Origin of the sequence: Nocardia sp. NPDC051030 (genome assembly GCF_040683015.1) — a bacterium.
GTDB lineage: Bacteria > Actinomycetota > Actinomycetes > Mycobacteriales > Mycobacteriaceae > Nocardia.
This window is the reverse complement of record NZ_JBFBCD010000012.1, coordinates 1-21,711: the sequence shown is the minus strand read 5'-3', so window position 1 is coordinate 21,711 and position 21,711 is coordinate 1. Positions and strand designations below refer to the sequence as shown.

21 protein-coding genes are annotated in these 21,711 nt (G+C 65.6%); 8 read left to right on the top strand and 13 right to left on the bottom strand.

All coding sequences use genetic code 11. The annotated features are described in order from the left end of the window. Nucleotides 1–24 precede the first annotated feature (24 nt). Nucleotides 25–1,179, bottom strand: coding sequence for a VCBS repeat-containing protein (locus tag AB0N05_RS34210; protein ID WP_364701796.1), 1,155 nt, complete (start codon nucleotides 1,177–1,179; stop codon nucleotides 25–27). A gap of 5 nt (nucleotides 1,180–1,184) precedes the next feature. Then, complete coding sequence (locus AB0N05_RS34205) at nucleotides 1,185–2,348, bottom strand: VCBS repeat-containing protein (RefSeq protein ID WP_364701793.1); 1,164 nt, start codon at nucleotides 2,346–2,348, stop codon at nucleotides 1,185–1,187. 210 nt (nucleotides 2,349–2,558) lie between these two features. Between AB0N05_RS34205 and AB0N05_RS34200 the strand changes: the two genes are divergently transcribed. After that, nucleotides 2,559–4,325, top strand: a complete 1,767-nt coding sequence (locus AB0N05_RS34200; RefSeq protein WP_364701790.1) for a hypothetical protein — start codon at nucleotides 2,559–2,561, stop codon at nucleotides 4,323–4,325. A gap of 81 nt (nucleotides 4,326–4,406) precedes the next feature. Here AB0N05_RS34200 and AB0N05_RS34195 read toward each other — a convergent pair whose 3' ends face one another. The 4 genes from AB0N05_RS34195 to AB0N05_RS34180 all read right to left on the bottom strand — a co-directional run bounded on the left by AB0N05_RS34195 (nucleotide 4,407) and on the right by AB0N05_RS34180 (nucleotide 8,761). Then, nucleotides 4,407–5,327, bottom strand: a complete 921-nt coding sequence (locus AB0N05_RS34195) for a cutinase family protein (RefSeq protein ID WP_364701787.1) — start codon at nucleotides 5,325–5,327, stop codon at nucleotides 4,407–4,409. Between the two features lie 511 nt (nucleotides 5,328–5,838). Beyond that, complete coding sequence (locus AB0N05_RS34190) at nucleotides 5,839–7,257, bottom strand: AarF/ABC1/UbiB kinase family protein (RefSeq protein ID WP_364701784.1); 1,419 nt, start codon at nucleotides 7,255–7,257, stop codon at nucleotides 5,839–5,841. 132 nt (nucleotides 7,258–7,389) lie between these two features. After that, the gene (locus tag AB0N05_RS34185) at nucleotides 7,390–8,256 is read right to left on the bottom strand and encodes an amino acid-binding protein (protein ID WP_364701781.1); all 867 of its coding nucleotides are present in this window, start codon (nucleotides 8,254–8,256) and stop codon (nucleotides 7,390–7,392) included. A gap of 169 nt (nucleotides 8,257–8,425) precedes the next feature. After that, nucleotides 8,426–8,761: a TfoX/Sxy family protein gene (locus tag AB0N05_RS34180; RefSeq protein ID WP_364701778.1), complete on the bottom strand. Its 336-nt coding sequence runs from the start codon at nucleotides 8,759–8,761 to the stop codon at nucleotides 8,426–8,428. Nucleotides 8,762–8,866: 105 nt separating this feature from the next. Between AB0N05_RS34180 and AB0N05_RS34175 the strand changes: the two genes are divergently transcribed. Continuing rightward, complete coding sequence (locus tag AB0N05_RS34175) at nucleotides 8,867–9,955, top strand: glutamate--cysteine ligase (RefSeq protein WP_364702495.1); 1,089 nt, start codon at nucleotides 8,867–8,869, stop codon at nucleotides 9,953–9,955. 6 nt (nucleotides 9,956–9,961) lie between these two features. Here AB0N05_RS34175 and AB0N05_RS34170 read toward each other — a convergent pair whose 3' ends face one another. The 5 genes from AB0N05_RS34170 to AB0N05_RS34150 all read right to left on the bottom strand — a co-directional run bounded on the left by AB0N05_RS34170 (nucleotide 9,962) and on the right by AB0N05_RS34150 (nucleotide 14,689). Beyond that, nucleotides 9,962–10,756 (bottom strand): hypothetical protein, encoded by a 795-nt coding sequence (locus AB0N05_RS34170; protein ID WP_364701775.1) that lies wholly within the window; start codon nucleotides 10,754–10,756, stop codon nucleotides 9,962–9,964. 125 nt (nucleotides 10,757–10,881) lie between these two features. After that, nucleotides 10,882–11,889, bottom strand: coding sequence for an FAD-dependent monooxygenase (locus AB0N05_RS34165; RefSeq protein ID WP_364701772.1), 1,008 nt, complete (start codon nucleotides 11,887–11,889; stop codon nucleotides 10,882–10,884). Nucleotides 11,890–12,010: 121 nt separating this feature from the next. Then, nucleotides 12,011–12,637: an MBL fold metallo-hydrolase gene (locus AB0N05_RS34160; protein WP_364701769.1), complete on the bottom strand. Its 627-nt coding sequence runs from the start codon at nucleotides 12,635–12,637 to the stop codon at nucleotides 12,011–12,013. Continuing rightward, nucleotides 12,637–13,722, bottom strand: coding sequence for an S-(hydroxymethyl)mycothiol dehydrogenase (locus tag AB0N05_RS34155; RefSeq protein ID WP_364701766.1), 1,086 nt, complete (start codon nucleotides 13,720–13,722; stop codon nucleotides 12,637–12,639). The genes AB0N05_RS34160 and AB0N05_RS34155 overlap by 1 nt, the downstream gene beginning before the upstream one ends. Before the next feature lie 88 nt (nucleotides 13,723–13,810). Then, nucleotides 13,811–14,689, bottom strand: coding sequence for a LysR family transcriptional regulator ArgP (locus AB0N05_RS34150; protein ID WP_364701764.1), 879 nt, complete (start codon nucleotides 14,687–14,689; stop codon nucleotides 13,811–13,813). Between the two features lie 73 nt (nucleotides 14,690–14,762). Between AB0N05_RS34150 and AB0N05_RS34145 the strand changes: the two genes are divergently transcribed. Continuing rightward, nucleotides 14,763–15,380 (top strand): LysE/ArgO family amino acid transporter, encoded by a 618-nt coding sequence (locus AB0N05_RS34145; protein WP_364701761.1) that lies wholly within the window; start codon nucleotides 14,763–14,765, stop codon nucleotides 15,378–15,380. On the opposite strand, the gene AB0N05_RS34140 is transcribed toward AB0N05_RS34145, so the two are convergent. Then, nucleotides 15,377–16,387: a Gfo/Idh/MocA family oxidoreductase gene (locus tag AB0N05_RS34140; protein ID WP_364701758.1), complete on the bottom strand. Its 1,011-nt coding sequence runs from the start codon at nucleotides 16,385–16,387 to the stop codon at nucleotides 15,377–15,379. The two genes, AB0N05_RS34145 and AB0N05_RS34140, sit on opposite strands and share 4 nt — an antisense overlap. Before the next feature lie 9 nt (nucleotides 16,388–16,396). Beyond that, nucleotides 16,397–17,401: a LacI family DNA-binding transcriptional regulator gene (locus AB0N05_RS34135; protein WP_364701756.1), complete on the bottom strand. Its 1,005-nt coding sequence runs from the start codon at nucleotides 17,399–17,401 to the stop codon at nucleotides 16,397–16,399. 279 nt (nucleotides 17,402–17,680) lie between these two features. Here AB0N05_RS34135 and AB0N05_RS34130 point away from each other — a divergent pair, with 279 nt between their 5' ends. From AB0N05_RS34130 to AB0N05_RS34110, 5 genes are read left to right on the top strand one after another with little or no spacing between them, the layout of a single operon-like run. After that, the gene (locus tag AB0N05_RS34130) at nucleotides 17,681–18,583 is read left to right on the top strand and encodes a TIM barrel protein (protein ID WP_364701753.1); all 903 of its coding nucleotides are present in this window, start codon (nucleotides 17,681–17,683) and stop codon (nucleotides 18,581–18,583) included. A 16-nt stretch (nucleotides 18,584–18,599) separates the two neighbouring features. Continuing rightward, nucleotides 18,600–19,607 carry a sugar ABC transporter substrate-binding protein gene (locus AB0N05_RS34125; protein WP_364701750.1) on the top strand — a complete coding sequence of 336 codons (1,008 nt, stop codon included), beginning with the start codon at nucleotides 18,600–18,602 and terminating at the stop codon, nucleotides 19,605–19,607. A gap of 20 nt (nucleotides 19,608–19,627) precedes the next feature. Then, complete coding sequence (locus AB0N05_RS34120) at nucleotides 19,628–20,677, top strand: ABC transporter permease (RefSeq protein WP_364701747.1); 1,050 nt, start codon at nucleotides 19,628–19,630, stop codon at nucleotides 20,675–20,677. Next, complete coding sequence (locus AB0N05_RS34115) at nucleotides 20,674–21,459, top strand: ATP-binding cassette domain-containing protein (protein ID WP_364701744.1); 786 nt, start codon at nucleotides 20,674–20,676, stop codon at nucleotides 21,457–21,459. The genes AB0N05_RS34120 and AB0N05_RS34115 overlap by 4 nt, the downstream gene beginning before the upstream one ends. After that, the gene (locus tag AB0N05_RS34110) at nucleotides 21,456–21,698 is read left to right on the top strand and encodes a PfkB family carbohydrate kinase (RefSeq protein ID WP_364701741.1); all 243 of its coding nucleotides are present in this window, start codon (nucleotides 21,456–21,458) and stop codon (nucleotides 21,696–21,698) included. The genes AB0N05_RS34115 and AB0N05_RS34110 overlap by 4 nt, the downstream gene beginning before the upstream one ends. Nucleotides 21,699–21,711 lie beyond the last annotated feature (13 nt).

The window sequence follows — 21,711 nt, the reverse complement described above, 5'->3', positions numbered from 1 at the left end:
CGTCTACTGTCTGAGTCAGTACCCTCAGTGTAGACAGGGATGATTGATCAGCACAGAGACTCCGATCAGAGCCGAGGACGCGACCGCGATATCGGGCAGGCCATCGCCATCGAAGTCGGCAATCACCGGACTCTGCGGCGCGGGAAGCACTTGGTGCCGGGCAGTTTGGACGAAGGTGCCGTCGCCATTGCCGTGCAGGATGTTCACCCCGGAGGACACGGCATTGGCCGTGACAATATCCGGAATGCCATCGTCGTCAACGTCTCCCGCGACCATGCCTTCGGGGAGGTCCCAGGTGAAGGTCGAGGTGGACGGACGGAAGGTGCCGTCGCCATTGCCGAGCATGACCGACTCGTCGAAGGTGAGCAGGTTCGAGGTGACGATGTCGAGATTGCCATCGCCATTGAAGTCGGCCAGATTCACCATCTCGGTGACGAGGCCGAACTCCTGCATGCGATACCCGCCGAAGGTGCCGTCGCCATTATTGAGCAAGACGCCCGCCTTACCGGGGGACAGGCCCACCACCAGATCCGGCTTGCCGTCATGGTTCAGATCCCCCGCCTGCACCGCGCCCGGAACGCCGGGAATCAGATTCGCCGGACCCTGGCGCATGGTGCCATCGCCATTCCCGTAGAACACCTGCACATTCGGCGCACCCGCGACCGCCACATCGAGCTTGCCGTCCCCATCGAAATCGGCGACGGCCAGACCCTGCGGCACCACCTGCCACGCGAATTGGATACTGCGGAAACCGAATCCGCCGTGCCCGTCATTGAGTGCGATCGACATGGTGCCGAGCACCTCATTGGCCACCACCAGATCTGGTGCGCCATCGCCATTGAAGTCGCCGACGGTGACCGCGTACGCGCCCGGCTCGGTGTAGGCGCGATAGGGGAAGGCGAAACTGCCATCGCCATTGCCGTGCAGGATATTGATGCCCAGGCCCGCCACATCGGTGACGGCCAGGTCCGACTTGCCGTCGCCATCGAAATCGGCTGCGGCCAAGGTATTTCCGGAACCACCCGAGGTGAAGATGGTGCCCGGGTAATGCACCGGAGCGGCGAAGCATCCGGCGGACGTCGCGCCGATGGCATGCGGGGCATTGATGGTCAGGATCGCAGTCGCTGACAGCACCGTAGTGGTCGCGATGACGGGAATAGTCCAGGGGCGCAAGGTCATTGTCCTCATCGAGTCCGGTTGGGCAGGATGGCGATCTGAGCGTCGAAGGAGCTCATGGCCAGCAGATCGGGGCGGCCGGTGCCGTGCAGATCGACGGCGAACAGAGCCTGGCCGCCGGTCGCGGCCTGATGCTCCTCGACATAGGAGAAGTTCAGATTGCCGTTATTGCGGTAGATCTTCACGGTGCCGGGCAGGTAATCGAGCACGCCGATATCGACCTTGCCGTCACCGTCGAAATCGGCGGCCTCGATGCCGGTGGGCGCGAAACCGGTCAGCACCTCGGTGGGCCAGAGATCGAACGTGCCATCGCCGTGGCCCCGGAAAACCGAGAAACCGAAGGTGAAGGCGTTGGCGGACACCACATCCAGGTTGCCGTCGCCGTCCACGTCAACCAGCTTCATATCCTCGGCGGTGAGGTGAGTGAAGGTGTCGATACGGGTGTCGAAATTGCCATGACCGTCATTGATGAGCGAGTACAGCAGCCACGGCTGTCCGGCATCGGCGGTGACCAGGTCCACCGCGCCATCGTGATTGAGATCGCCGACCAGAATGATCGAGCGGAAAATGCCCGCCAAGACCTGGCGCGGCGGATCGAAGGTGCCGTCGCCGTGGCCTCGGACGAGAGTGATGCCGTAGGGCGCTGCGATGAGATTGTCGATGGCGATGTCATTGATGCCGTCGCCGTCGAAGTCCGCGATCACCGAACCGACCGGAGCTATCCCGCCCGGCACACCCGCGCCTTGCAGATCGGTGGCCTTGCGGAACTGCCCATGGCCGTCATTGACGAGCACGGACACGGTGCCGATTCCATTGGTGACCACCAGGTCCGGACGCCCATCGCCGGTGAGGTCGCCCGCGGTCGCGCCGGTCGCGACGAGACCGGTCTTGACCTCTTGAGTCTTGGTCAGCGTGCCGTCGCCATTGCCGTGAAAGATGACCACCGCATCGAGGAAATTACTGACCGCCACATCTTGCTTGCCGTCGCCGTCGAAATCGCCGGAGGCGACGGTCTGTGAGCCTTCGCCATTGGCGAGGCCGCCGAAGTACGCGGGGTTCGCGGGTGCGCCGAACCAGGGTTCGGCCGCGCTCGCGGTGCCGGGTGCGACGAACGCCGGGATGACGGACGCGGCGACCGCCAGCGCGAAAATCGACAGTGATGTCCGCTTCAAATCACAAACCTTCCACACGAGGTGTCGTCACGATGGCCCGGCGGATGGGGTGCGGAACAGGGCGGCGGCGGCCAGATGATTGACCGCTGCGGTCAGCTCGACCGCGGCGGTTTCTGTCAATCAGCTGGCCGACGGTGTCGTAACGCTTTGTCCCAGACAATCCCTACCGTTATGGGTAACCAGACATGCGCTCGATGATGAGGGGTTCCCTTGCCGCGTCACCGTTTCACGCTGGCCGCATCCGCGGTCGGTGTCGCCGCCATGATGTTCGCGAGCGGGCCGGCCGCGCCGCCCGCCTTCGCCGAACCGGCCGAGCCCGCCATCGATTACATGTATCCGCTGACCGAGGTCCTCGATATCCTCACCGGTCCGGCCTTCGACCTGAGCCGCCCGGGCATGCTCGACTATTTCGTGAAGGCGGGCATTCTCACGAATGCCAAACACCTCACCGAGCCGTTCCAGAAGATCCTCGATCCGCGGACCTACGACGGTCCCGACGGTGCGCGCCAAGCGCAGGTCGCGGCGCAGACCCTGATCGACGCGGTGCTTCATCTGCCCCCGTTCAGCGCGGGGTTCCCACCGAATCCCGACTATCTGCCGGACTGGAACGCCAATGGCGTGTTCGGAATGGCCGATACGCCGGGATTGCCCGGTGCGGACGCCGACATGATGCTCGACGACGATTACAGCCCGGACGCGCCCACCTCCGCCAAGTTCCGCTACCCGTGCATCGATATCGGCGGCACCGTGGATTTCGAAGTGCGGGACGGCAGTTGCGTGGCCGGGGATACACCGGGCGCGGACTTCAAGCTCGGGACCGTGTACAAGACGAAGGTCGTCGACTCGCGCGGCATGAAGATGATTGCCAAGGTGTGGCTGCCCGAGGGTGCGGAGACCTCGGGGCAGAAGTATCCGGTCACGCTGGCGAGTCCCGGTGCGGCCGAACGCCAACTCGACTTGGCCATGTACATCGAATCCGGTGTGCGGAACGGATTCATCGGCGTCAGCTACGACCAGGCGGGCAATACCGGGTCGGAGGGCGACATCGCCGATCCGTTCACGCCGCTGCTCGGCGTGCCGTATTGCGTGTCGCCGGGCTCCTGCCTGGATGTTCAGGACATGACGCGCTGGATCGTGCAGGACGACATCACGCCCATCATGGATCTGAACAATGAGCTCGCGAACATCATCAAGCTGCCGCTCGGTGATGTCACGGTGCCCGGCGTGAGCGTGCCGCGGCTGGTGCGGCGCAATTCGTACTACGAGCCGGTGGGCGAGAACGTCCGCAATCCGTGGATCGATCTGATGGATGCCGACCACATCAATCTGTGGGGGCAATCGCTCGGATCGGTCGGCGCGACCGCCTACCTGCACTGGCAGAAGATCGGGCATGGCGCGGATGGGCGTCCGCTGCCGCGGGTTTCGTCGGTGGTGGGGCTCTCCGGCTTCACCGGTCCCGGCGATGCCGATGTGCCTTACCAGATGCAGACGGCGGACTTCGATATCCCGGGCCTGTTCGCGCACGGCCTGCTGCCCTTCGCGAATCCGGTCTTCGATACCACCGACGGACCGGTCGGCACCAAGCAGCTCTATGACGAGATGCTCGGCAAGCGGCTCACCGATCAGCCGCTCATGTGGATGTCCTACGAGGGCGGCAGCCACGGCGACAACATCAACTGGCCGGGCGTACCGCGCGGCGTGTGGTCGGCTGCCATCTCCACCAGCTATGCCGTGAATTGGTTCAACTGCTACGGCCGCGCGGACAAGAACCAAAGCTCGTGCGACGCACTGCTGAAGCCCATGCCGCATTTGTCCCGTGCGGTGGCCACCGAGTACGCGCCGCAGGGGCCGAATGGGCCGAGCCTGTGCGTCACCATCCCGGATCGGGCGACCATCGGCCAGCTGATCCAGGAGCCACTGAAGTTCTGGGACAACCTGAACGGCCGCCCGCAGTACAACTGCACGCCGCAGAGCTGACTCGCACAAGAACCGGGGCCCGTCACCATGATGGTGACGGGCCCCGGCCCTTTTCCAGATACTCCCGAAAAATGCTGTCCGTCAGGAATGTCCGCCCGCGATACCCGCCAGCCAGCCGTGCAGCCATGAGGTCGCGGTATTGCCATCGTTATCCACCACATAGCGCGGATACGACTGATGCGCCCCGGACTTGAGGAACGCCTGGAGCTGCTTCACCCACTGCTCACTCGGCGGGTTGTCGGGCGCGGCGTCCATGAACGCCGTATAGCCCGGCATCAGCGCCTCACTCAGAATCGATTGCAGATTGAGGAGGTAGCTGCCGATTTGGAGCACATCCGGCGCGGACAGCTGCGTCGCCAGCCCGGCGAGGCGACCGGCCAGATCATCCCTGGCGAGCGAGCAGTACAGATCGCCCTCGGCGCAGAAGGTCCGCACCTTCGAGCTGAGCCAGCCGAAACCACCGGCCCGGGTGCCCGCCGCACCCACACCGGGCACCGGCGGACCCACCAGATCATCGGTGGGTGAGCGGCGCGGATCGGCGATCAGCCCGACCGCCGCCACCCGCTCGGGCCGGATGGTGCCCAGCCCGGTGCCGATCTCGGCGGCCAGATCGCCCGCCGCATCCGCGCCTTGGCTGTAACCGAGCAGGGCGATTTTGGTTGCGCCGCACAGGTTCGCCATCCCGGAGACCAGTTGGCGCGCATTGTCGACACCTTCACGCTTGGACCGGCCGTAGACCTGGCCCTCCCACGGCATCGCCGTGGCCGCATAACTCACATAGTCGGTGCGCACATTGCCGGGTAGTCCCCGGGTCACCTGCGACAGCATCCCCTGATGGGGATCCTCATTGGAGGTCTCCCAGGTGCCCGGTACGGCCACCACATACAGGTCGGGGCAATCGGTCGGCGCCGCAGAGGCAATGGGCTGGCCGGTTGCCGTCAAGATTCCCGCCGCGACCGCGACCGCGGAGACGGCGGCACCACACGCATTCCGTAAGGACAAGGCCCACACTCCTTGTTCAGACTCTTGTTTTGATCAGGCACTGCTGGCGATCAAACGCTGCGCCAAAGAGATTGGCGGTACTGCGGAATCCATTGCCGCGCCCCTTCGCCTCCCGACTGCCAGGCGATAGCGGGGTGCGCGGTGTCTCGCGGGTGCTGGCCGAAGATACCAAGAAACTGGCCGGTTCGGAGACTACCGGCCTGGCCGCAAGTGTCAACCTCCCCGCAGCCATTGCCGCGCTGGCCACGGTACCTGCCGGAGCGCTCGCCGTACCCGCACACGCCGAATCTGTGCGGGGTTCGCACCGAGATTTTCGGCAGCTTGCCCGCCTCGGTGGGCATTCGTCCGGTGTGTCCGCAATGTCGCTGGCGGCATGCGATTCGGACATGATCGGCGTGAGGGGGGCGCTGTCCTCGCCGCTCGATCTTTCTTTGCGTTCGGGACTGGCCGGGCGCGTCGGGCAGGGCTGTGCGGGTCGCCAACCGTCGCGGCGACTTTCGGAAAGGCTGAACTATCCGGCGGCGGCGTCGCGGGTCGGTGCGCTGGCGCGTCGTAGCCGGGCGGCATTCAGGTCGACCGGCTGGCCGGTGCGCGCCCGGTAGCGGTCGAGGACCTCGGTCAATTCCGGTGACCAGCGCAGGATTTCGTCGCGAATCGGGCCGCTGGTGCCGAGTCGGCAGCACAGGCCCAGCAGCGTGAGGATGGCGCGGGCGAAGGGGGTGTAGTAGGCGGGCATGGTGAGCTGGCGATTGACATTGGTCAGGCGCGGGTTCAGGGCGACCTGTACGCGCCGGCGCAGCCAATTGCTGTCGACGCGGAAGGTGTCGTGGCGCAGCAGCTCGGTATAGGGGAAGAGCTGTTCGGCGACGGCCTCGACATCGAAAGTGTGGCGGCGATCGGCGAATTCGTGGCGGCGCATGGCGGCATCCAATTCCGCCGGGCCGCCATTGAACAGGGCATCGGCGATATCGTGGACCATCGGCCGGAAGTCCGGGGTCGGCCACGCGGTGCACGCGCCGAAGTCCACCACGCCGAGCCGCCCGTCCGGCAGCACCCGGAAATTGCCGGGATGCGGGTCGCAGTACAGCAATCCGGTGCGATCCGGCGAAGAGAATACGAACCGCAGCGCCAGCATGCCCACCCGATCGCGTTCGGGTTGCGCACCGCTGTCGACGAGTCGGGTCAGCGGAATGCCGTCCAGCCATTCGGTGATGATCACATCGCCGCGCTGGAGCACCACGGAGGACACCACGAAGTCCGGATCATCGGCGTAGGCGGCGGCGAAGGTGCGCTGATGGTCGGCCTCGGCGGCGAAATCGAGTTCGCCGCGGACACATTCCGCGAGCTGCTCGGTGACCGCCCGGACGTCGGCGTTCGGGACGAATACGCTGGCCAGCGTGGACATTCGGCGCAACTGATCGAGATCGCTGAGCACCGCGGCGCGCGCGCCCGGGTACATGATCTTCACCGCGACGGTGCGGCCGTCGTGCCATATCGCCCGATGCACCTGACCGATGCTGGCGGAGGCGGCGCGCCGATCGTCGAACTGCCGGAACTGGGCGCGCCAGTCCGACCCGAGCGATGCGGTCAGGGCCTCGTGCACCGTTGCGGGCAGCATGGGCGGCATCGAATCCTGCAGGCGGCTCAGGGCGATTCCATACGGTTCGGCGAGTTCGGGCGGCAGGCCGAGCTCGTAGATGGCGAGCAGCTGGCCCAATTTGGCCGCGCAGCCCTTCAATTCGCCGAGCACCTCGAACATGTGCTGGGCGGTGCGCAGGCGAATATCGGCGTCGATCTCGGCCGCCGGGCGACCCAGCGCGCGCTTGCTCGCACCCGCGGCGCGGCGTCCCGCGAACGCCACCGGCAGGGCGGCGAGCTTGGCATTGCGAACCACCTTGCGCGTCGGCGGATTACCGCCCACATCCCGCATGGGCTCGCCGTGATTTCCCCACCTGGCCCCGATGCGCCGAACTCCCACTGATCAACCCCTCGCGCGTTTTACGTACAGATGCGCCTCGAGAAGTCTCTCATAATCTGAAACTGGGTGGTCTGAAAGCTGCGGCTAGTGGCGCAACGATCCCGGATATTGGGATTGGCGACGCGGGGCGCTCGGCAGGTTCGGGTGAATATTGCACAGCGACAGGTGCGCCAGATCGGCGAGGCGGTGCGCGCGGGCGATCTCGGCGGGAGTGAACGGTTCCCCCGAGCGCACGAAGGTCATGGCGTCGATCGTGGTCTCCGGTTTGATCTCCAGAATGGTGCTGCCGGGCGTGCGCTCCGGATGCGGATCCGGAACGTATTGCGCCCCCAGCAATTCCGCGATGACCAGGGGCAGCTCATCGGGATCATTCGCGATGCGCGCGGCCAGGCCCAGAGCCCTGGTCTGGCCGTCGACCAGAGTCAGCGCGGAGGCGGGCCAGACGCCAATGGCGATGCCTCCGGCCCGGGCGACGGCATTGGAGAGTCGGTGCGGGGCCACATCGGCGGGGGTGGACACCACCAGCTCATCGAGCACGCCGTCTTCTAAGTGATGCACGTGCACGGTGAGGATATTGGCGTGGCGGTGCGCGAGCTGCTTGGTGAGCATTTCGAGGCGGCCCGGCTTGTTGTCCAGGCGCACCCGAATGCGCCACAGCCGCTCGGCGCTGTCGAGCTGATCGCGGTGGTTCAGCTCCGGGCCGTGCAGCCAGCGTGCGAGATAACGCATGGCCCCGGGCTCCACCACCCAGATGACGAGAATCGTGGTGGTGAGGGTGAGCAGCGCGACCGTGACGAGGTAGGGCAGGTCGAAATGGATCACCAGGGCGTGCAGCGCCAATTCGACCGGAAATACCGCCGCCAGTTTGGCCAGCGTCAGCCGGGTGCGACGGGGGTGGGGCATGCGACCGCACACTTCACACGCCAGCGCGTGCACCTCGGTTTGCCTCATATTCACCAGCTTGGGCACATCAGATTTCTGTACTGTGCTCCGATGTAAAGAAGCAGTGAATCAAATCGACAAAATGACTGCGGCACGGGCGAATTCGGTGAACTGCGGCACAGGATTGGCGAGAATGTGTCGGGTAGCACATTCATAGCGCACCGGGCCGGTCACACACCTATTTCGGCGGCAGCGTGCATGCGTACGCCACACCGCGATCGACCCACTCCTGCAGAACTTTGTCGTCCTCCAGGATCTGTGTGCCGACCCGTAGCCAGTTGTGCATCTCGCGGCCGCCCATGATCATGGCTTCGACCGAATCGCGTTTCAGCAGGTCGGCGGAGTCTTCGGGATCCACTCGGGCCATGAGGCCGCCCTTGCCGCTGGCGGCGACCGCCATATTGCCGCCGACCAGGAAGGCGAGGCCCCCGAACATCTTCTTCTCGACCACTTCGCCGAGCGCGGGGCCCAGCGCGTCCCGAATTCGATCGGCCAGTTTCTCGTCGTATGCCATGCAGGCATTGTGGCGCAGGCCACCGACAATTGTCCGGGCCGCAAGCGACAAAAAGAGACCGCTCCGGAAGGTGTCGAGGGGGCGCGGATGAGGTACAACGGAAAGGTGGACGCCCCGCCGACGGTTGGTGTCGAAGAGGAGTTTCTCCTCGTGGATCCGCTCACTGGTGTGCCTGTCGGAAGGAATGTCGACGTAGCTCGCACCGCAGCGGACTTTGGCATGGATCTGCAACTGGAGATCATGCGATGCCAGGTGGAGACCAATACCGGGGTGCACACCAATACCGCGGATCTGCTCGACGAATTGCGCAATCTGCGGCGCGCGGCCGCTGCCAGCGCGGAGAAGAACGACGCGATGCTGCTGGCCGTCGCGGTGCCGCCGACCGGTGCCGACCAGCTGACCATCACCAGCACGCCGCGCTATGAACGCATTGCCGAGAGGTTCGGGCGAGTCGCCAGTGAACAGGGCCTGTGCGGCTGCCATGTGCATGTGGCGGTTCCGGATCGTGAGGTCGCGCTGCGGGCGAGCAATTACCTGCGCCCATGGCTGCCACTGTTTCTCGCGCTGACCGCCAACTCCCCGATCTATCATGGCGACGAAACCGGTTATGCCAGTTGGCGGAACATCCTCTGGCGGCGCTGGCCGAGCGCGGGACCGCCCCCGCACTTCGATTCGGTGCGCGACTACGACGTGGCCATCGAATCCATGCTGTCGCAGGGCCTCATCCTCGATCGTAAGATGGTGTATTGGGATGTGCGGCCGTCGGCCACGTTCCCGACGGTCGAGGTCCGGATCAGTGATGTACCCGCGACCGTACAGGAAACCGCTCTGCTCGCAACCCTCGTTCGCGCCACCGTAATGACCTCCTTCACCACCGATTCCGTCCCGGTGATCGCGGAACGCACACTGCGAGCGGCCTATTGGAGGGCCGCACACGACGGGATCGACGGCCCGGCCATCGATCCGATCGACGGCAATCCCATCCCGGTCCAGGATCTGCTGGCGAAACTCATCGAACGCATTGCTCCCGCGCTGGAGCAATTGGGCGACATTGATTTCGTCGCCGCGGGCATCACTACGGTACTGGCCCGCGGTAATGGCGCGCGCCGACAGCTCGAGGCCTTCCGGGTCCGCCGCCAACTCATCGACGTCATAGGCGAATTGGCCGACGCCACCCTCGACTCCTGCCGCTGACCCGGCTCACTTCGTGTGCAGGCAGAGGATGTAGCTGTTCACCTGGGAGAACGCGCCCGTCCACGTGACGGTATACACGATATCGGTCTTGGGATAGCGCTCGCAGATGGACTTGCCGAGGATCCCCGGCACATTCGCCAGCACCTCCGCCTGCGCGCGTGGGTCGGCACAGTCGATGATTTGGATATCGGGATGACTGTCGCTGACATCCATGCGGCCGTGCGTGTTCCAGACACAATCACCCTGCTTCGGGTCGGCCGAAGTGGGAGCCGCCGCCGTCGTTGTCGTTGGCACGACCGGTGCGACCGTGGAGATCGACGTGTAGATAGTGCTCTGATAGCCGGAGTCGCTGTGCTTGCCGGAGTTGTCGGCGGCGGACCAGAGCGCGATCAGTCCGATCAGCGCGGGAGGCAGCAGCGGGCCCAGGATCTGCCATCGGCGGGTCAGCGGCTTGCCCGGATCCATCGGCAATGACGGTGCGCCCGGGATCGGTGGTGGCAGCTTCGCCACCTTCGGGCGCAAAGTCAGATTGAGAAAAATGGTGAAAGGATTGAAGACCATGGCGGAGAGGGGACCCCACCAGCCCTGAACCAGGCTGTCTCCGGTCATCTTCCGGAACAGCGCCAGGCCGCAATCGCGGCAGACGGGTCCTCGCATCGTGCGGAACTGCATGAGGAGGATCAGGCCGCGATGGGCGCGGAAATCCACGGCGACCGCGGGCGTGGAGCCGCAATATCGGCAATAGACGCCATTGGCCGTCCCGAAAACGGAAGGGTCGCGTGGCGATTCGGATGAAGACAAATGGATGATCCCCCCGGGTGAAGCTGTGGAACCGCCGTATTCAAGCACACGGTGGTGGGGACCGCAGCATTATTTCGAGGGAAGACAGTGGTCAAGCCAGCGGCTTATCGTCCACGACAATTCGCTCACGTGCGAATTCGGCCACGCTCGGCCAGGATCTGGCGGCGTCTCTCGGCCATGGCGTCGGCCGGGGAGGTTCCGGCGAGGATCGCGTCGTGGATGGCTTGTGCGTCTTCGATCGCGTCGCGAGCGCCGATTCCGGCGGCGGGGGAGACGGCGTGGTCGGCATCGCCGCACAGCACGATCGAGTCGCGGGGCGGGCGAGCCTCGGCGAGTGGGACATTGCGGGCATTCAGGGCGTGCACGGTGTCGGTGGCGGCCAGGAGTTCATCGATCAGGTCGGCGGCGTCCGGGGCGGTCTCGCGAATTCGGTCGGCCAGGGCGGATACCGGGTGCAGGCCCAGTTCGACCGCGGTGCCCGCGGGGCGGGTGAGTCGTGCGAACCAGACAGCGACGCTGTCGTTCCAGAAGTGGCCGAAGGCGGGGGAGGCGACCGGACCGGCGGAGGAGCCGCCGTGGAAGTGCATGATGGACGACTCGCTGTCGAGGTGGACCGGGCGGACAGTGGTGCCGTAAACGACCATCTGCCCGGCATATTCGGCGCGCCGGGGTTCGATGCGGGAGCGGGTGAGGGAATCCGTGCCGTCCGCGCCGATGATCGGGCCTGCCGCGGCTATTGTTTCGCGGCCGCTGAAGAGTTGGCCGGTGTCCGGATTCAGATCGGTGATCGCGGTGTCATAGTGCAGTTGCGCGGAGGTGCCGCGGGCGAATTCGGTGAGCACCCGGCTCAGATCCGCCCGGTAGTACAGGCGGCGGCCGTTCGAGGCGAGGGTGCGGCCGGAGGTCGGCGGGAAATGCGCCTGTAGTGCCGTGACGAGATGAGAGGCGGCGTGCAGCCGATCGGAGGGGACGCCGAGGGCCTCGAGCGCATCGTGGGCGCGGCCGTCGAGCACCAGGAACGCGCCGCCCTGCGCTCCGGGTTGCCGCTCATACAGATTGACCGAATGTCCGTGCGTGGCAAGCGCTCCCGCGAGCACCGTGCCCGCGATACCGCCGCCGATAATCGTCACCATGCGCTGCTCCCTACGTCGAGGATGAAGCTGCGGTTCTGGTCGAGCGCACCCGGACACGACAGAAGCGCGGCGGGAATCATTCATTATCGCGTTCCCGCCGCGCTCCGGTTCGTGGTTCGGGTCAGTGGCCGCGTTGGCGCCACTCGTCGAGATGTGGGAATTCGGCTCCGATGGTGGTGGATTCGCCGTGGCCCGGGTGCACGAGGGTGTCGTGCGAGAGATTGAGCAGGCGATCGGCGATGGAGCTCAGGATGGTGGGGAAATCGGAGTAGGAGCGGCCGGTCGCGCCCGGGCCGCCGTGGAAGAGGGTGTCGCCGGTGAAGACCGCGCCCAGATCCGGGGAGTGGAAGCAGACGGCGCCGGGGGCGTGGCCGGGGGTGTGCAGGACGTGCAGCGTGGTGTCGCCGACCTCGATGGTCTGCTTGTCCTGGAGTTCACCGTCGGGATCGATATCCGGGTGGGTGAGCCGCCAGAGCACCAAATCATCCGGGTGCAGCAGGATGGGAGCCCCTGTCGCGCGGGACAATTCGGGGGCCACGCGAATGTGGTCGTCGTGCGCGTGGGTGGCCAGGATGGCCTTCACCTTGCGGCCGTCGACCAGATCCAGAATGGCGGCCACATTGTGCGGCGCATCGATGATGACGCATTCGGCGTCATCTCCGACCAGCCACACATTGTTGTCGACCTCGAACGTCTGGCCGTCCAGGCTGAAGGTGCCGGAGGTGACCGTATGGTCGATGTGTCCCATCAGAACACCACCACCGAGCGCAGCACCTCACCGTGGTGCATTTTGGTGAAAGCGGCTTCGACATCGGTCAATTCGATGGTCTCGGTGACGAAGGCGTCCAGGTCCAGGCGGCCCTGCTTGTACAGCTCGATCAGGTAGGGGAAGTCCCGTGAGGGCAGACAGTCGCCGTACCAGGAGGACTTCAAAGACCCACCGCGCGAGAAGAAGTCGATGAGCGGCATATCGAGCGTCATGTCGGGGGTGGGCACGCCGACCAGCACCACGGTCCCGGCCAGATCGCGGGCGTAGAACGCCTGCTTCCAGGTCTCCGGGCGGCCGACGGCATCGATCACCACATCCGCGCCGAAGGTGTCGGTGAGCTCCTGAATGCGTTCGACCGCATCCTCTTTGGAGGCGTTGATGGTGTGGGTGGCCCCGAAACCGCTGGCCCACTTCAGCTTCCGCTCATCCACGTCGACCGCGATGATGGTGGTCGCGCCCGCCAGCTGCGCGCCCGCGATGGCGGCATTACCCACACCGCCGCAGCCGATCACGGCGACGCTGTCACCGCGGCTCACATTGCCGGTATTGATGGCCGCACCCAGCCCGGCCATGACGCCGCAGCCCAGCAGCCCGGCCGCGACCGGCGACGCGGTGGGATCGACCTTGGTGCACTGCCCGGCGTGCACGAGGGTCTTCTCCGCGAACGCGCCGATACCCAGCGCCGGGGTCAGCGGCGTGCCGTCGGTGAGCGTCATCGGTTGTGACGCATTGAAAGTCGAGAAGCAGTACCACGGCTTGCCCTTGCGACAGGCGCGGCAGTTACCGCACACCGCCCGCCAGTTCAGAATGACGAAATCGCCCGGCTCCACATCGGTGACGCCCTCGCCCACGGCCTCCACGATGCCCGCGGCCTCATGCCCCAGCAGGAACGGGAATTCGTCATTGATGCCGCCCTGGCGGTAGTGCAGATCGGTGTGGCACACCCCGCACGCCTGGACCTTGACCACGGCCTCACCCGGTCCGGGATCCGGGATCACGATTTCGGTCAGTTCCACCGGGGCGTTCTTCGAGCGGGCGATGACGCCGCGCACAATCTGGGACACGTAATTCCTTCCTGAATAACAAAGCAATCCCCACGACTATCGCATCAGTCCGGGAATGTCGGCGAGTGAATCTCGGTCAGTACGGGTTTCACAGCAGTGCCGCCGCGGCCGCCTCGGCGATGGTGGCGGCGACCAGACCGAGGGCGGGGGAGTCCAGCTTCCACTGCTGCCAGTACAGGGGGACATCGATGAATACCTTGTCGTCCAAGGGAATCAGGGTGTCGTTCCGGCGCATTTGCAGGTCCGGCATCATGCCCCAGCCGAGCCCGAGGCGGATGGCGTCACCGAAGCCCGCCGAGGAGGGGATGTAGTGGCGAGGCGGGTCGAGGGGTTTACGGGTGTAGTGGCGGACCAGCCGGAACTGTAGATCGTCCTTGCGGTCGAACAGGATTACCGGCGCTTGCGCGAATGCCTTGGCGTTCGGGCCGTCGGGGAACCAGGTCCGCAGGAACTTCGCGCTGGCCACGGGGCGATAGCGCATCGCGCCGAGCCGCCGCACCGTGCAGCCCTGCACGGCCGCCGAGGTGGAGGTGATGGCCGCCATCACGGTGCCGTCGCGCAGCAAGCGGGTGGTGTGTTCCTCGTCCTCGCGATGGATCTCGTAGGACACGCCCTTGGCGGCGCGGCCGAGCGCGGCCATGACCCAGGTCTGTAAAGAATCCGCATTGACGGCGATGGGAATGTTCACCGGGCGGGAGGATGGCTGATGGGCGTCGCCGAGTTCGCGGGCGGTGTCGCTGGTGATGAGCTGAATCTGCCGGGCCAGGCGCAGCACGGTGAGCCCGGACTCGGTGGGCTGCACGGGTTTGGTGCGTTGCACCAGGATGCGACCGGCGGAGTCCTCGAGAGCCTTGATGCGCTGACTGATAGCCGACGGGGTGACGCTGAGCCGGCGCGCGGCGGCCTCGAAGGTGCCCTCGCTGATGACGGCATCGAGTGCGCGCAGCTGATCGAGCTGGAGATCCATATTAAGAAACTGTAATGGTCCTTCAGAATCTTTAGCTGGCCTGGTCCTGGACGACTGCCCTAGTTTCTTAGGAGTGAACGCATCATCGGCGGCCCTGGCGGGCATTTCAGGACTCGGCTTCGGACTCTCCCTCATTGTGGCGATCGGCGCGCAAAACGCGTTCGTGCTGCGACAAGGAATCCGACGCGAGCATGTCCTGCCGGTGGTGGCGGTCTGCGCCTTATCGGATGTGGTGCTCATGACCGTCGGCGTCGCCGGATTCGGCGTCGTGGTCGAAAAGGCCCCGATGCTGCTGACCATGGCCAAGTACGCCGGTGCGGCCTTCCTCATCGGCTACGCCTTCCTCGCCGCCAAGCGCGCGTTCTCGGCCTCGGGACTCACCGCCGGTGGCGGCGCACCCATCGCCCTCGGCGCGGCCATCACCACCTGCCTCGCCGTGACCTGGCTCAACCCGCACGCCTACCTCGACACCATGGTCCTGCTCGGCTCGTTCGCCAGCACCTACGCCGCCCCCGACCGCTGGTTCCTGGCGGCGGGAGCCATCCTCGGCAGCATTATCTGGTTCGTGTCGCTCGGCTTCGGCGCACGGTTGCTGGCTCCGCTGTTCGCCAAGCCGAAGGCCTGGCGAATCCTGGATTCCGGCATCGCGTTCGTCATGGTGAGCCTGGCCATCGGCCTGCTGGTCAGCTAACGACGGACCTCGGCCACCTGAACCGGCCTGCCCTCCCGGCGCGACAGTTCGCACGCCTCGGCGATGTAGAACGCCTCCAGCGCTTCGCCGGGAGGGCAGGGGTTCATCAGCTGGCCGGTGGCTACTCCGATGAACGTGGCCAGTTCCTCGGTGTAGGCACCTTGGAAGCGATCCATGAAGCCGGGGTAGGCGGGGAGTGGGGAGGGTGGGTAGTCCGGTTCGACGGAGTGCAGCGGGGCCCGATCATCAAGGCCCACAATGGCATTGCCCTGGGAACCCAGTGCTTCCAGTCGGACGTCATAGCCCGCACCGTTGTAGCGGCTCAGCGAAACCGTCGCCAGCGCACCGTCATCCAGGCGCATGATCACCGCGGCGGTGTCCACATCGCCCGCGTCGACGAAGAACTTCTCACCGCGATTGGCTCCGGTCGCGTAGACCTCGGTGATCTCGCGTCCTGTCACCCAGCGGATGATGTCGAAATCGTGGACGCCGCAGTCGCGGAACAGGCCACCCGAGCGCGGAATGTATTCGGCGGGCGGCGGGGCCGGATCGAGAGTGGTGGCGCGCAGGGTGTGCACCCAGCCGAGTTCACCGGAGGATACGGCGGCACGGGCGGCGCGGTAACCGGCGTCGAAGCGGCGCTGAAAGCCGATCTGCACGGGCACTGTCGAACCTGAGACCCGCTCGACCACCGCGAGAGTGCCGGTGATATCGGCGGCGATCGGCTTCTCACAGAAGACCGGAATGCCGCGATCCACCGCCGCGGTAATGAGTTCCGGATGGGAGTCGGTGGCGGTGGTGACGACCAGGGCGTCGAGATCGGAGGCGAAAAGCGTGTCGATATCGGCCGCGAACTCCACCTCGAGCTTGTCGGCGGTGGCGCGGGCGCGCTCGGCATCGGCATCGGCGACGATCACCGTGCCCACACCGGGCAGGATGCGCAGGGTTTCGGCGTGAGAGGTCCCGATCCGGCCCGTGCCGGCGAGACCCACTCGGATGGACGGCATTATGTGCTCCTATTCGCGGGGTGCGGCCGTCGTGGAGCGGACGACCAGGGAGGGCTCGAGGCGTTTGCGCACCGGTTCGGTCCGGCCCTCCCGGAGACGTTCGGTGAGTGCGTCCACGGCCAGCCGCCCGATATTGGTGCGCGGCTGATCGATGGTGGTCAGCGACACGTGACGCAGTGCCGCCAATGAGGTGTTGTCGTAGCCGACGATCGAAACGTCCTCGGGGACACGGAGTCCTGCTTCGGCGAGCGCGGACATGGCTCCGACGGCATTGAAGTCGTTGCCGCAGACCAGCGCGGTGGGAAAGGTGCTGGGGGAGAAGATATTCAGCAGCTTGCGGACGGCCGCCGCGCCCGCTTCGTCGGTGTGTTCGCTGGGGATGACCATGGGTTCGAGGTTGTAGCGCTCCATGGCCGCGGTGTAGCCCTTGCGCCGCGGCGGCGCGGCGAAGGCGGCTCCGCCATCGAGATGCACGATGCGCCGATGGCCCAGTGCGACAAGGTGATCCACGGCCAGCGCCGCACCGACTTCGCCGTCGTCATTGACGGTGTCGACGGTGGTGATGCTGGAGGCGCGGGACACCAAGACGACCGGGCACCGCTCGGCCGCATCCCGAATGGCGGATGCGGGCAGAACCGGTGAGAGCAGGATGATTCCGCCGGGGCGGAAGGCCAGCAGGCTCTCCAATGCGGTGCGTTCCCGGGCCGCACTGCGCCGCCCGGTATTGAGGATGAGCTCCAGCCCGGCCTCCTGCGCGGCCTCGTCCATACCCTCCACCACATCGGCGAAGAAGGCATTGCGCAGGTCGGAGACCATGACGCCGACCAGATTGGAGGTCCGGCTGGCGAGTGAACGGGCCATGGCGTGCGGCTGGTAACCGAGATCGGCGGCGGCTTGCAGGACCGCCTTGCGGCGATGCTCGCTGACCTTGGGGGAATTGCGCATGACCAGCGAGACCAGGGCGCGGGAGACGCCCGCCGCGGCGGCGACGTCTTCCATCGTCGGTCGCGTCATGGTGCCTCCGTGGTTTGAGCGAGGGGTGCAGCGGGTTCCGAATCGGTTGTGACGGACGGTACAGCCTCGCTTCGTTGCGATCAATAGAGCGCTCTAATCGGATTTTCTGGGCATCGAATTTCGGGGGTGTTTGCCCTGGAAGACCCTGTATTGCATGGTTATCGGCCACTTTTGGTTCCGCGGAGGCCTCTTGACACTCGAGTGAGCCAGGTTACATTGTTGGAGCGCTCCAATGACGAGCGACCACTCGATGGTTTACGACGGGTCTGGGAAGTGCCGATGACCGAACCGCTCCATCCACTGCGTATTGCCGCCGCACCGATCTCCTGGGGAGTCTGCGAAGTTCCCGGCTGGGGTCACGTCCTCGAATCGAGGACTGTCCTGGCCGAGATGGCGAAACTGGGAATCACCGCGACCGAGTTCGGTCCACCCGGCTATCTACCCGATGATCCCCACGAACTACGAGAAACCGTCGGCGCGTACGGCCTCACCGCCCTCGGCGGTTTCCTGGCCCTCGCGCTGCATCATGAGCCCAGCGCCGCCCTGGCCCAGGCCCGCGAGAGCGCGGCGCTGTTCGCGGCCACCGGCGCGGAAGTGCTGGTGCTCGCCGCGGCGACCGGGCAGGACGGGTACGACACGCGTACGCCACTCACCGATTACGAGTGGCGGACGCTGATCGACACCGCTGCCACCATCGGCGATATCGCCGCCGAACATGGCCTGCGGGCCGTGCTGCACCCGCACGTCGGGACGCATGTCGAGACCGAGGCCGAGGTGGAACGCTTCCTGGCCGACTCCGAGCTCGATATCTGCCTCGACACCGGGCATCTGCTCATCGGCGGCACCGATCCGGTGCGCGTGGCCCAGCGCCACGCCGAACGCATCGGGCACATTCACCTCAAGGATGTGAGCCTGGCCGTGGCCGGTGAAGTCCGCAGCGGGCGAATGGAATACAGCGAGGCGGTGCGGCGCGGACTGTATGTGCCGCTCGGTGACGGGGACGTCGATATCGACGCCCTGGTGCGTTTCGTGCACGACGCCGGATATCGCGGCTGGTATGTGATCGAGCAGGACACGGCCCTGTCCGTGGGCGATACCGCGGACGCGCCGAGCCGAGATGCCGAACGAAGTCTGCGTGTCCTGGCCGAAATCGGCGACTCTTTATCGTCTGCCCGGATTTAGTGGGGAGGTGAAGACGATGATGTCTATATCCAAACTCTCTCGGCGGTCGCGCTGGTCGCGGCTGAGCCGACTATCGCCTTGGATCGCGGCCGCGGCCGTGCTCGCCGCGTGCAGCGGCCCGGGTTCCGATGTCGCCAGTTCCACGGAAGCCCCGGCGGCCGTCGGCAAGTTCGAATCGGTCGCCGTGGTCACCCACGGTTCGCCCGGTGATGCCTTCTGGAATGTGGTCAAGAACGGCGCGGAAGCGGCCGGGAAGGATCTCGGGGTCCGGGTCGAATACAACTCCTCCGGTGATCCCACCCAGCAGGCCAAGCTGATCGACAATGCCGTGGCGCAGAAGGTCGACGGGCTGGTGGTGTCCATGGCCAATCCGGATGCGCTGAAGCCGTCCATCGCCAAGGCGGTGGCGGCGGGCATTCCCGTGGTCACCATCAACTCGGGCGAGGCCGAGAGTGCGCAGTTCGGAGCCATCGGCCACGTCGGGCAGAGTGAGCGGCTGGCCGGTGAATCGGCGGGCAAGCGGCTGGCCGAGGCCGGAAAACGCAAGCTGCTGTGCGTGATTCACGAGGCGGGAAATATCGGCGCGAACGAACGCTGCGCCGGTGCGACGCAGGGCTTCGGCACTGCGACCACCCTTCAGGTCGATATCAATAATCCGACCGATGTGCAGGCCCGCATCAAGGGTGCGCTCGAGTCCGATCCGTCGATCGACGCGGTGCTGACGCTGAATTCGCAGATCGCCGCGCGTGCGGTGGACGGTGTCCGCGAGTCTCGTTCCGCGGCCGCGGTCGCGACCTTCGATTTGAATACCGATGTGGTGGAGGCGATCCGAGCGGGCACGCTGCTCTTCGCCGTCGACCAGCAGCAGTACGAGCAGGGGTATCTGCCCGTGGTCATGCTGAAGCTGTACCGGTCGAACCTGAACGGCGTCGGCGGTGGACATCCGGTGCAGACCGGTCCCGCGTTCGTGGACAAGAAGAATGTCGATGCCGTCGCCGCGCTGGTCGGCCAGGGCACCCGGTGAGCGGGTCGGGAGTGAATGAAATGACTGTTCAGACAAAGACGTCCGATACGACGCCGTTCGCGGAGGTGAAGGCGTCGATTCTGAATCGCCTGATCGTCCGGCCCGAGATCGGCGCGCTGCTCGGTGCGCTGGTGGTGTTCCTGTTCTTCTCGATCATCACCGACAAATTCCTCAGTGCGCTGGGTGTTTCGACGTGGCTCGATGATGCGTCGACGCTCGGCATCATGGCGGTGGCCGTGGCCATGCTCATGATCGGCGGGGAGTTCGATCTGTCCGCCGGTGTGATGACGGCATCCACGGCGCTGATCACCGGGTTGCTCGCGGTCAATGCCGGGTGGAATGTATGGCTGGCACTGGCGGTCTCGCTGGTGTTCGCGCTGGCCGTCGGTGCGCTCAATGGTTGGGTGGTGATGCGCACCGGGTTGCCGAGCTTCATTGTCACCCTCGGCACGTTCCTCGCCTTGCAGGGTCTGAATCTCGGTGTGACGCGGTGGGTTACCGGAACCGTGCAGGTGTCGGGCATCCGCAGCGCGGACGGGTATCAGTCGGCGGGGTGGGTCTTCGCCTCCACCACCAATATCGGCGATGCCCGCATTCAGGCGTCGGTGGTGTGGTGGATCGTGCTGACCGCCATTGCCGCACTCGTGCTGGTGCGCACCCGATTCGGCAACTGGATCTTCGCGGTCGGCGGTTCGCTGCCGAGTGCTCGCGCGGTCGGTGTGCCCGCCGTGCGGACGAAGATCATTCTGTTCATGACCACGGCCTTCGCGGGTTGGGTGGTGGGCGCGTGCAATCTGCTGCGCTTCGCCGGTGTCCAGGCCAATCAGGGTGTGGGACTGGAGTTTCAGTACATTATCGCCGCGGTCGTGGGCGGCTGCCTGCTGACCGGTGGTTTCGGCTCGGTGGTCGGCGCGGCCATCGGTGCGCTCATCTTCGGTATGGCGCGACAGGGAATCGTGTTCGCGCGCTGGGACAGTGACTGGTTCATGTTGTTCCTCGGCGTGCTGCTGCTCTCGGCCGTACTGGTCAATAACGCGTTCAAGAAGCGGGCGGAAAGGGTACGGCGATGACTGTCCCACTTATCGAAACCATTGATATCGGAAAGAGTTACGGCGGCGTGGTGGCGCTGCGGGATGTGTCGACGGTCGTCAAGGCCGGTGAGGTCACCTGCGTGCTGGGCGACAATGGCGCGGGCAAGTCGACCTTGATCAAGATCCTGGCCGGAGTGCACCAGCACGACACCGGGGAACTGAAGATCGAAGGCGATTCGGCCCGATTTTCCTCGCCCCGTGAGGCTTTGGATCGGGGTATTGCCACCGTCTACCAGGATCTCGCCGTGGTGCCGCTGATGAGCGTGTGGCGCAACTTCGTGCTCGGCTCCGAACCCACCAAGAAATATGGGCCGCTTCAGCTGCTGGACCGCAAGGAGGGCCGGGACATCACCCGTAAGGCCCTCGCGGACATGGGAATCGAGATCCGGGATATGGAACAGCCGGTCGGCACGCTGTCGGGCGGGCAACGGCAGTGCGTCGCCATTGCCCGGGCCGTCCACTACGGGGCCAAGGTGCTGATTCTGGACGAGCCCACCGCGGCGCTGGGCGTGAAGCAGGCGGGTGTGGTGCTGCGTTATGTCGTGCAGGCCCGCGACCGTGGGCTGGGGGTCGTGCTCATTACGCATAATCCGCATCACGCCTTCCCGGTCGGCGATCGGTTCCTGCTGCTCAAGCGCGGTGCACAGCTGGGCAGCTACGAGAAGTCCGAGATCGACCTGCCCGAGCTCACCCGGCAGATGGCCGGTGGGGCCGAACTCGAAGCGCTGCAACATGAATTGGAGCGGGTGGTGTCGCCGTGACCGAACTGGAGGTGCTGACGATCGGCCGGGTCGGGGTCGACCTGTATCCGGAGCAGAGCGGCGTCTCCCTCGCCGAGGTGTCGAGCTTCGCGAAATTCCTCGGTGGCACCGCCACGAATGTGGCGGTAGCGGCGGCCCGGCGGGGCCGCCCCACCGGGGTGGTCACCAAGGTGGGCGGTGAACGGTTCGGGGAGGATGTGGGAAAGTTAGGAATAGCCTCGTGTAGGGAAAAAGTGTGAAAACGACAAGTTA